Annotated in this window: 8 protein-coding genes; 4 read left to right on the top strand and 4 right to left on the bottom strand. The window is 40.0% G+C overall.

Annotated elements, in window-relative coordinates; all coding sequences use genetic code 11:
• Window positions 1–191: 191 nt before the first annotated feature.
• The 3 genes from dxs to AC27I2_RS07780 form a co-directional block, all read right to left on the bottom strand.
• On the bottom strand, window positions 192–2,054 hold the full coding sequence (dxs, locus tag AC27I2_RS07770; RefSeq protein WP_138529730.1) for a 1-deoxy-D-xylulose-5-phosphate synthase: 1,863 nt from the start codon (window positions 2,052–2,054) through the stop codon (window positions 192–194).
• A 101-nt stretch (window positions 2,055–2,155) separates the two neighbouring features.
• Complete coding sequence (ispA, locus tag AC27I2_RS07775) at window positions 2,156–3,043, bottom strand: (2E,6E)-farnesyl diphosphate synthase (RefSeq protein WP_219423109.1); 888 nt, start codon at window positions 3,041–3,043, stop codon at window positions 2,156–2,158.
• A gap of 2 nt (window positions 3,044–3,045) precedes the next feature.
• Window positions 3,046–3,288 carry an exodeoxyribonuclease VII small subunit gene (locus tag AC27I2_RS07780; RefSeq protein WP_006794260.1) on the bottom strand — a complete coding sequence of 81 codons (243 nt, stop codon included), beginning with the start codon at window positions 3,286–3,288 and terminating at the stop codon, window positions 3,046–3,048.
• Between the two features lie 295 nt (window positions 3,289–3,583).
• Here AC27I2_RS07780 and pomA point away from each other — a divergent pair, with 295 nt between their 5' ends.
• From pomA to AC27I2_RS07795, 3 genes are all read left to right on the top strand, one after another.
• Entirely contained in the window at window positions 3,584–4,351 is a 768-nt protein-coding gene (gene pomA / locus AC27I2_RS07785) for a flagellar motor protein PomA (RefSeq protein ID WP_008132143.1), read from the top strand.
• 2 nt (window positions 4,352–4,353) lie between these two features.
• Entirely contained in the window at window positions 4,354–5,274 is a 921-nt protein-coding gene (locus AC27I2_RS07790; protein ID WP_058404268.1) for a flagellar motor protein MotB, read from the top strand.
• 162 nt (window positions 5,275–5,436) lie between these two features.
• A complete protein-coding gene (locus tag AC27I2_RS07795; protein WP_219423108.1) occupies window positions 5,437–7,377 on the top strand; it encodes a DNA topoisomerase III in 1,941 nt (646 codons plus the stop codon).
• A gap of 24 nt (window positions 7,378–7,401) precedes the next feature.
• Here the strand turns inward: AC27I2_RS07795 and AC27I2_RS07800 are convergent, their stop codons facing one another.
• Window positions 7,402–8,718: a M20 metallopeptidase family protein gene (locus AC27I2_RS07800; protein WP_219423107.1), complete on the bottom strand. Its 1,317-nt coding sequence runs from the start codon at window positions 8,716–8,718 to the stop codon at window positions 7,402–7,404.
• Window positions 8,719–8,830: 112 nt separating this feature from the next.
• Between AC27I2_RS07800 and AC27I2_RS07805 the strand changes: the two genes are divergently transcribed.
• On the top strand, window positions 8,831–9,688 hold the full coding sequence (locus AC27I2_RS07805) for a tetratricopeptide repeat protein (protein ID WP_058551600.1): 858 nt from the start codon (window positions 8,831–8,833) through the stop codon (window positions 9,686–9,688).
• Window positions 9,689–9,955 lie beyond the last annotated feature (267 nt).

Below are 9,955 nucleotides of genomic sequence, written 5' to 3' on the forward strand. Positions count from 1 at the left end.
ACCTTTTAAATATTCCATCAAATTTAGGTAAATAAAGGCTTGCTCGTAAAGCGTATACTAAGCAGCACTGATTATTTACATGTTAACCTCACTGCAATAACGGTTAAAAAGTTAAATTGGATGCAAAAAATAATAATAAAAACGAAAAAGGAGCCAATAGGCTCCTTTCTTTAAACAATTAGAATAATTAACTAAGCGGTAAATGACCTAATTGAACTTAAAATACCTTGCTGGCCTAAGCCCATTTCATCGTGCATTTCGTCTTGCGTGCCGTGCTTAATAAACTCATCAGGAATACCTAAGTTAAGTATTTTAACATTGGCCTGTTGGCTAGCTAAGTATTCGTTAACCGCAGAGCCTGCGCCTCCGGCAATGGCATTATCTTCAAGAGTAACTATGGTATCGTGATTTTTAATAATGTCGTTTAGCAGTGAAGTATCAAGCGGCTTTATAAAGCGCATATTAACAAGTGTTGCATTAAGTTCAGTTGCAGCAAGTTGTGCATTTTCAAGTAATGTTCCAAATGACAAAATGGCAATTTTTGAACCTTGTTTTACTGTATTTGCTTTACCAATTTCGAAAAGTTGCATATCGCTTTGAATCTCTGCCGTACCTGCACTTCCGCGAGGGTAACGAACAGCAACCGGACAATTAGCTTTGTAACCGGTGTATAACATTTGGCGGCATTCGTTAGTATCGCTAGGTGCCATAATAACCATATTAGGAATACAACGCATAAAACTTAGGTCGTATGCGCCTTGATGTGTTTCGCCATCGGCACCCACAATACCTGCTCGGTCTATGGCAAATAATACGGGTAAGTTTTGCAATGCAACATCGTGAATTAATTGATCGTACGCGCGTTGTAAAAAGCTGGAATATATAGCAACAACAGGCTTTAAGCCTTCACAAGCAAACCCCGCAGCTAGGGTGACGGCATGTTGTTCAGCAATTGCTACGTCAAAATACTTATCAGCATGCTCTTTTGAAAAGCGCACCATGCCCGAACCTTCACGCATAGCCGGTGTAATAGCCATTAATTTGTCGTCTTGCTCTGCCATGTCGCATAACCAGTCGCCAAATACTTTTGAAAAAGTAGGCGCGCCTGGTTTTGATTTTGGTAGACTTGATGTGCTGGGGTCAAATTTAGGTACGCCGTGATAGCCAATTGGATCTGCTTCAGCTGGCTTGTAACCTTTACCTTTTTGCGTTTTTATATGAAGAAGTTGTGGGCCTTTTAAATTACGCATATTACGTAATGTATCAACCAGCATGTTTACATCGTGCCCATCAATTGGGCCAATATAATTTAAGCCAAGTTCTTCAAAAAACGTACCTGGTATAACCATGCCTTTAAGGTGCTCTTCCATTCTGCTGGCAAGCTCTTTAACAGGCGGTACGCCAGACAGTAGTTTTTTACTCCCTTCGCGAATATTGGTGTAAAAGCTACCAGATAAAATACGTGCAAAATGATTGGTTAATGCGCCAACGTTTTCAGAAATCGACATTTCATTATCATTTAAAATAATAAGCATGTCTGATTTTACATCACCTAAGTGATTCATTGCTTCAAACGCCATGCCCGCAGTAATAGCGCCATCACCAATAACAGCGACAGTTTTGCGGCCAGCGCCTTCTTTTTGCGCCGCAATTGACATGCCTAATGCTGCAGAAATTGAAGTGCTTGAATGACCAACGCTAAATGTGTCGTAGTCACTTTCATCTCTAAACGGGAATGGGTGAAGGCCATTTTTTTGACGAATGGTGTGCATTAAATCACGCCGACCCGTTAAGATTTTATGCGGATAGGCTTGATGCCCAACATCCCATACTACACGATCTTCTGGTGTGTTATACACGTAATGAAGTGCAACTGTAAGCTCAACCGTGCCTAAACCAGACGCTAAATGACCGCTACTTTGCGATACAGAGTTAAGTAAATACTCACGTAGTTCATTGCTAAACTCGGGAAGTTTATTCTGCGCTAAGTCTCGTAATTGAGCTGGTTTGTCAACCAAGTTAAGTAATGGATACTTGCTACTATCAAGTGTCATGGCTTTTTTATATCCTTCGAGCACATTCGTTTTCAACTAGGAATGAATAACGAATGTTAAGTAATAATGTCAGTGCTATTTGCAATACGCTTAAGCTGCGACTAATGGTCACGTTCAATAAGGTAATTTGCTAGCGACGCAAGAAGCGTTGTATCTGCATCAATAAGTGCTAACGCTTCGTGGGCTTGTGTTATTAAATTTTGCGCCTTTTCTTTAGCGCCTAGCATACCTAATAACGCTGGGTATGTCGCTTTATTCGCTTCTATATCTGAGCCTTGTGGTTTACCTAATATATTGGTGTCACCTTCCACGTCTAAAATATCGTCGTGTACTTGAAATGCCAGCCCTATAGCATACCCAAAAATACTCAAGTTATCTAAAGTTTGTTCATCTGCGTTTTCACTGCACAGCGCACCTAGTGTTATAGCACAGTTAATTAGTGCACCGGTTTTTAACTTGTGGATGCGTTCAAGTTCTTGTACCGAAACAACTGTGTCAGTTGCGGCAATGTCTAAGCCTTGTCCCGCAACCATACCTTCAATACCTGATGCATGTGCAAGAGCAGCAATCATTTTTACTTGCGATTGCGATGAGCAATTAAAGTTGTGTGTGGCTATAAGTTCAAAGGCGAGAGTTTGCAATGCATCACCGGCTAAAATAGCTTGTGCTTCGCCATACACAATATGACAAGTAGGGTAGCCGCGGCGTAAATCATCATCATCCATAGCGGGCAGATCGTCATGTACTAAGGAGTAACTGTGAATGCATTCTATGGCTGCAGCTAAAATGTCTAAGTCACTTTTTTTAGCACCGAGCATTTCACCAACAGCGTAAACCAAAAAAGGGCGTAGCCTTTTACCACCATTAAATAAACTGTAATGAGTGGCTTCTTTTATGGTTTTATCGCTATCGAGCGGCTGTTCAAAGTAGCGGTTGAGTGTAGTGGCTACATCTATCTGAGCACGTTCAATATAGTCTTTTATGCTCACAACTATTCCATATCGTTATTAAAGTTTGTAAGTGCTGACTTTTCGCTATTGCCCATTAAAATAGATACTTTTTGTTCTGCTTGCTGTAGTTTTTCAGATGACGCTCCAGCGAGCGCGATACCACGCTCGAACTGCTTCAATGATTGTTCAAGCGATAAATCACCTTGTTCCATTTCACTAACAATTGTTGATAATTCTTCTAGTGCTTTTTCGAAACTTAAGTTTTCAGGTTTTTTAGTCGCCATCTTTATTTCAGCTTACATAATAAATTTAGGAGCCAATTTTAGGGGGAATGCTAAACTAGGTCAAAGGATGATATGAGTTTTTTACATTTAGGACGATTAATCGCGTGTTAGTTTGTGTTATTTATTAGGAAAACTCGATAATTAGGCTGTGTGCCTAACTTGATATAAAATAATAAATATAACTTTATATGTTTATTTACAAAAACGACTTAAGCAATTCAGTATGTTGCCGATAAGCAGTTAATAATAAAAAGTTTATGATAAGGCATTTAAACATGAAATCTCTGGAGGAAATGTGGATTTAGCAACCATAATAGGGATCCTAGGCGCAATTGGCTTAATCGTCATGTCTATGTTTATGAGTAGTAGCGGTGAAATGGGCATGTTTGCCGATGCACCTTCAAGTGTAATTGTATTTGGTGGCTCGCTATTTATTGTCTTATCAAACTTCACTATGTCTCAATTTTTAGGGATAGGTAAAGTGGTTGGTAAGGCATTCATGTTTAAAATTGAATCGCCTGAAGAGTTAATTGAAAAAGCAGTAGAGCTTGCAGATTCCGCTCGTAAAGGGGGGTTTTTAGCACTTGAAGAAGCTGAAATTCCAAACCCATTTATGCGTAAAGGCGTTGACATGCTTGTTGATGGGCATGACGCTGACGTTGTGCGCGCCACACTTCAAAAAGATATTTCCCTAACCACCACCCGTCATGAGCTCGGTGCTGGCTTATTTAAAGCACTTGCCGATATAGCTCCTGCAATGGGGATGATTGGTACATTAATAGGCTTAGTTGCCATGTTATCAAACATGGACGACCCTAAAGCTATCGGGCCTGCAATGGCCGTGGCACTATTGACCACTCTGTATGGTGCATTTTTAGCAAACGTTGTAGCAATTCCAATTCAGGTAAAACTCGAGCTGCGTAAAGACGAAGAGGCAATGAATCAGCGTTTAATTCTTGATGCTATTTTAGGGATTCAAGATGGTCAAAATCCGAAAGTGATAGAAGGTATTTTGAAAAATTACTTAGCTGAGTCTAAACGTAAAGTTGATACCGAGGAGTAGCCATGTCTGATGAAGAGTGCAAATGCCCCCCCCCAGGTTTACCTGCGTGGATGGGAACATTTGCTGATTTAATGTCGTTGTTGATGTGCTTTTTTGTACTATTATTGGCATTCTCAGAAATGGATGTACTTAAATTTAAACAAATAGCAGGCTCTATGAAGTTTGCTTTTGGTGTACAAAATAAAATTGAAGTTAAAGATATCCCAAAAGGGACATCAGTTATCGCCATGGAATTCACCCCAGGTAAACCAGAACCTACACCAATAGAAACCATTCAGCAGCAAACCGTTGAAATGACCCAGCAAATGCTAGAGTTTCAGGCCGGCGATGAAAGTTCTGCTGGCGGTAGACAAGAGCAGCGGGGTGATAAGCGCGGTGGTGAGTCTCGAAGCACATCGCAAGAACAATCATCTGAACAAGCAACATCTGCAGCAGATCAAGAACAAACAAATGAACTCGTTAAAAAAATAGCGCAGCAGTTAGAGAAGCAAATAATAGATGGTGCAATAGAGCTTGAGTCTTTGGGCCAGCAGATTATTATTCGTATTCGTGAGAATGGTTCGTTTCCTTCGGGCAGTGCTTTTTTACAGCCTAAGTTTAAACCCATTATTCAGGATATTGGTGTGCTTTTAAAAGACGTGCCAGGGGAAATTACTGTTTCAGGGCATACAGATGATTTCCAAGTATCGAATGAGTTATACGTTAATAACTGGGATTTGTCGTCTAAGCGCGCAGTGGCCGTTGCCAGCGAATTACAAACAGTTCAAGGATTTGATAAAACACGAATGATGGTCGTTGGCCGTGCGGAAACAAGGCCGCTAGTTCCTAACGATACCAATGAAGACAGACGCCGTAATCGCCGAGTTGAAATATCCATATTACAAGGCAAGGCAAAAGAATCTGATCCTATTGATGTAAGATAACTCTTTTAATTATAAAGCTGGGCTTAATTAGCAGCCCAGCTTATAAGCTTTACGAGTCACTACCACTTGATACTCATTAATGCAGACAATTCATTAAAAACTCTCCCTCTTTGAAATTGCTATGCTAGACTACTGTTTATATAACCAGTTGTAGGCGAGTGTATGAAACTCTACATTGCAGAAAAACCTTCACTTGGGCGTGCAATCGCTGATGCACTTCCAAAACCACACAAAAAACACGATGGTTACATTGAGGTCGCTAATGGTGATTGTGTTTCATGGTGTATTGGTCATTTGTTAGAACAAGCTGAGCCTGATGATTACGATGAGCGCTATAAAAAATGGCAATTAGAACACCTCCCGATAATACCGGAACAATGGCAGTTAAAGGCTAAAACAAAAACTCGCAAGCAGCTTAGCGTTTTAAAAAAGTTAATTAAACAGGCTACAACACTTATACATGCCGGTGACCCCGATCGTGAAGGGCAGTTACTTGTAGATGAAGTGATAGAACAAGCCAAAATAAGTAAAACTAAAAAGCAAAGTATTCAGCGTCTACTTATAAGTGATTTAAACTTAGCGGCAGTAAAAAAAGCGCTTAATAGTATGCGCTCTAATCGGGAATTTATTCCACTGAGTGTCTCAGCACTTGCTCGTTCCCGTGCTGATTGGCTATTTGGGATGAACCTCACTCGGGCTTATACGTTAGCTGGGCAAAAAGCAGGGTTTGGCAATGTGCTATCAGTTGGTCGCGTACAAACTCCCATTCTAGGGTTAGTGGTTAACCGCGATAACGAAATAGTTAATTTTGTATCAAAACCATTTTATGAGGTATTAGCTAGTTTAGTTACTCCTGAACAGCAGCTATTTACAGCCAAGTGGGTACCGAGTAAAGCTTGCGAACCTTATCAAGATAAAGAAGGGCGAGTGCTAAATAAAGCATTAGCCGAAAATGTGGCTTCGCGTATAACTAATCAAAAAGGAGAGGTAACAGCGCTTGAACAAAAACAAAAAAAACAAAGTGCACCTTTGCCTTATAACCTATCCGCACTACAAATAGATGCAGCTAAAGCATTTTGCATGCCTGCCCAGCAAGTGCTTGATATTTGCCAAGGATTATATGAACGTCACAAATTAATTACTTATCCTCGTTCAGACAATCGGTATTTACCAAAAGATCATCACCAAGATGCCGCCGCTATCTTTAAAGCGATAGCACAGAACAAAGGACAGCCAGTAGAATTAGTCGATGGAGCAAACGTAAAGCATAAGAGTAAATGTTTTAATGATTCTAAAGTGGCTGCTCACCACGCTATAGTACCGACGGCTAAACTTTTAAAAAGCGCATACTTGGCAAATGATGAAGCGAAAGTATACCAGTTAATATGTAGGCATTATTTAATACAGTTTTACCCAGATTATGTTTATAACGAAACTAAAGCAGAGGTAACAATTGCTGGTGGTTTATTTAAAGCCAACGCTAAACAAGAAGTCAGCTTAGGTTTTAAAGTGTTAATGGGTAAATCAGAATTAAAAGAAGAGGCAACGTTGCCTTATCTTGAAAAAGGGATGAACCTGAAATGTACTCAAGGAAGTGTAATAGAAAAGCACACTTCGCCCCCAGCTCATTTTACTGATGCAACATTGTTGGCTGCGATGACGGGGATTAGCCGTTATGTAAAAGATCCACATATCAAAAAAATATTAAAAGAGACCGATGGTTTAGGTACTGAAGCTACTCGAGCAGGCATTATAGAGTTGTTATTTAAACGGCGCTTTTTAAAGCGTGAAGGCAAAACAATTAAAGCTACAGAGACAGGTCTTGCATTAATTAGTGTTTTGCCTGAAGGTTTAGCAAGTCCTGACTTAACGGCAAAATGGGAGTCAAGCCTAGGTGATATTGCACAACAATCCTTGAGTTATCAGCAGTTTTTACAACCTCTACTTGCTGATCTTACTAATTTTGTGGATCAGGCCGCTAACTGTGACAGCCGGGTATTTGCCAAGCTGCCTAAAACGCCTGCCAAAAAGCGCTTTGCAAAGCGCGCTAAAAAAGCACCTTTTAAAAAATCAGGCTACAAAAAAAGCCCTGTAACAAATTAACCGCAGGGCTTGTTGGTTTATAAGTCATTCACTTTTATTAAATAACGCAACCGCAGCGTTACTCATGGCTTTAATTCCAGTAGGAAGCGCCACTTTATAATCAGGTGCAAATTTACTTGAGTGCAATGATGGAAGTGTTTCGTTGTTTTTTATTGCTTTTTCGTATTGCTGTTGATTAACGCCGCCTAGCCAAAATAATGTTATAGGGATGTTCTCGTCAGTACGGCCATAAAGGCCAAAGTCCTCTCCTGCCATTACTGCTTGTGTTTCAAGTACGTTTGTATCGCCTATGACATTTTTAATAGCACCTCGTACTATATTAGTTTGTGAAGGGTTGTTATAAGTCGATGGAATTGATTCATCTTCATGAACTACAACAGCAGGATAGTCAGGCTCTTCAAGCCCTGCACTTTGAGCAATTCCTCGGGTTATTCGTTTAATTGCAGCAATTTGCGCATTACGTACATCTGGGTTGTAGCTTCGCAGTGTAAGTTGTAGTTTCACTTCATCAGAAATAACATTATGTTTAGAACCACCATGTATAGAGCCAACTGTTATAACGGATGGTTCAAGAGGAGAAAGCTCGCGACTTGTAATCGTTTGCAAAGCCAGTACTGTACGAGCAGCTATAACTACCGGGTCAATAGTGGTGTGAGGGTATGCACCATGGCCGCCTTTACCTTTTATATTTATATCAACGGAATCCACACTTGCCATGGTATATTCGTTTTTCATGGTAACTTTACCAGCTGGCACGCTAGCACTTACATGTAGGGCAATAATGTGGTCAGGCTTGGCATATTTACTAAATAACCCCTCACTGAGCATTGCTTTAGCTCCGCCTCCAACCTCTTCTGCAGGTTGTGCAACCATCATTAGTGTACCTTTCCATTTACTTTTATGTGCAATGAGTTGCTCAGAAGTACCTATAAACGAGCTCATATGAATGTCATGACCACAACCATGCATAACGCCAACGTTTGCACCATGCTCGTCAATTACTTTTACAGTTGAAGCGTAGGGTTTATTTGTTTGCTCGGTAATAGGTAAACCGTCCGTATCAGTGCGTATCATAACTGTTGGGCCATTGCCATTTTTGTAAATACCAACAACGCCATATCCACCTACATTATCTGTAACCTCGAATCCGAGCTTACTAAGCTTGCCGGCTATTTTTTTACCTGTGTTCTTTTCGCTGTATGAGAGTTCCGGCGATTGATGTAAATCGAGGTAAAACTTTTCAATACTAGGCATTGTTTTGCTTAGGTCTAAGTCGAGCCCTTTAGCCTGTAAAAGCGGGGCTGCAAATAAAAGCGCAGCGCTAAGGTAAGATAGTTTCATGATTTGCCTCATTAATTGATTATGTACGCCGAGTGATTTAGTGATACGACTTGTATTTATTATGTTTATCACCATATAAAACCTTAAATAGATCAGTATGGCAATCAATTCAATGAGCAATATAGTAAGTATTAATGCACAAAACCTTCAGCAAGTCCTTGGAGAAACATCACAACAAAAATTAGTATTACTTAACTTTTTCTCACCTCAAAGTCCTGATTGTATCGGGCAGGCTGCAATTTTAGATAAAATAGCGGCTGAATATACAAGCCATATAGTAATAGCGAATTTAGATTGTGATGCAGAGCAAGCGTTAGCTTCACAATTAGCACAACAAGTTGGCTTACAAACATTGCCAACACTTGTGCTTTTAAAAGACTCAGCCCCTGTAGATTTGCTTGCCGGTACTCAAACTGAATCACAAATACGCGAAGCCTTATCTAAACATCTACCCGCTCAACAGGATTTATTATTAGAGCAAGCTAAACAGGCTTTATTGAAGTCTGACCTCAATGCAGCGTTTAATTATGCAAAGCAAGCATACGAAATAGATAATACTAATGTACGTATTAAATTAGTGCTTGCAGATATTTGTATTCAAATTCACAAATTAGATGAGGCTCAAGCCTTAATAGAAACAATTGACTCGCAAGATCAAGATGCATACTTTAATAACATCAAATCAAAGTGCGAAGCAGCACTAGATGCAAAAGACTCACCAGAGATACAATTAAAGCAGCAGCAAGTAGATAAGTACCCAAACGATCTCGAACTTAAAGAAGAACTCAGTACTTTATTGAATGAAGCAGGAAGAAAAGAAGAAGCATTAGAGGTACTATTTACCGTATTACAAAAGGACCTCAATTATAATGAAGCTAAACCAAGCTTTTTAGCCATTATAGCTTCGTTACCAGATGGAGATGCACTCGCAGCTAAATACCGTAGAAAGCTATACAGCATTTTATATTAAAAGCCGATTCTAAGTACGGCTAGATAGAAGCACCTTTACAAGAGGTGCTTTTTTATTGGTAGTTATTAATTGGCAAGCAGGGAGTTTATGCCGAAAAAGCAAAGTTATGCACAGGGTTTTGTGGGTAACTTGTGTTTAGGGTGTGCGCTTGCTTGGGGTGTAATTTAAATCACTTTTTTAGTAAAAAAAGGCTTGCGTTAAATTCGCGGCTCCCTATAATGCGACCCCACTGAGACGGCAGAGCAGGCAACGCTTAGCGAGCCAAGC

The sequence above is a fragment of the Pseudoalteromonas sp. NH0006-46 genome (assembly GCF_057547735.1).

Coding starts and splice junctions, on each gene's coding strand:
- AC27I2_RS07780 (WP_006794260.1), bottom strand. CDS start 3,288: ATGGCGACTAAAAAACCTGAAAACTTAAGTTTCGAAAAAGCACTAGAA.
- AC27I2_RS07800 (WP_219423107.1), bottom strand. CDS start 8,718: ATGAAACTATCTTACCTTAGCGCTGCGCTTTTATTTGCAGCCCCGCTT.
- dxs (WP_138529730.1), bottom strand. CDS start 2,054: ATGACACTTGATAGTAGCAAGTATCCATTACTTAACTTGGTTGACAAA.
- AC27I2_RS07790 (WP_058404268.1), top strand. CDS start 4,354: ATGTCTGATGAAGAGTGCAAATGCCCCCCCCCAGGTTTACCTGCGTGG.
- AC27I2_RS07805 (WP_058551600.1), top strand. CDS start 8,831: ATGAGCAATATAGTAAGTATTAATGCACAAAACCTTCAGCAAGTCCTT.
- AC27I2_RS07795 (WP_219423108.1), top strand. CDS start 5,437: ATGAAACTCTACATTGCAGAAAAACCTTCACTTGGGCGTGCAATCGCT.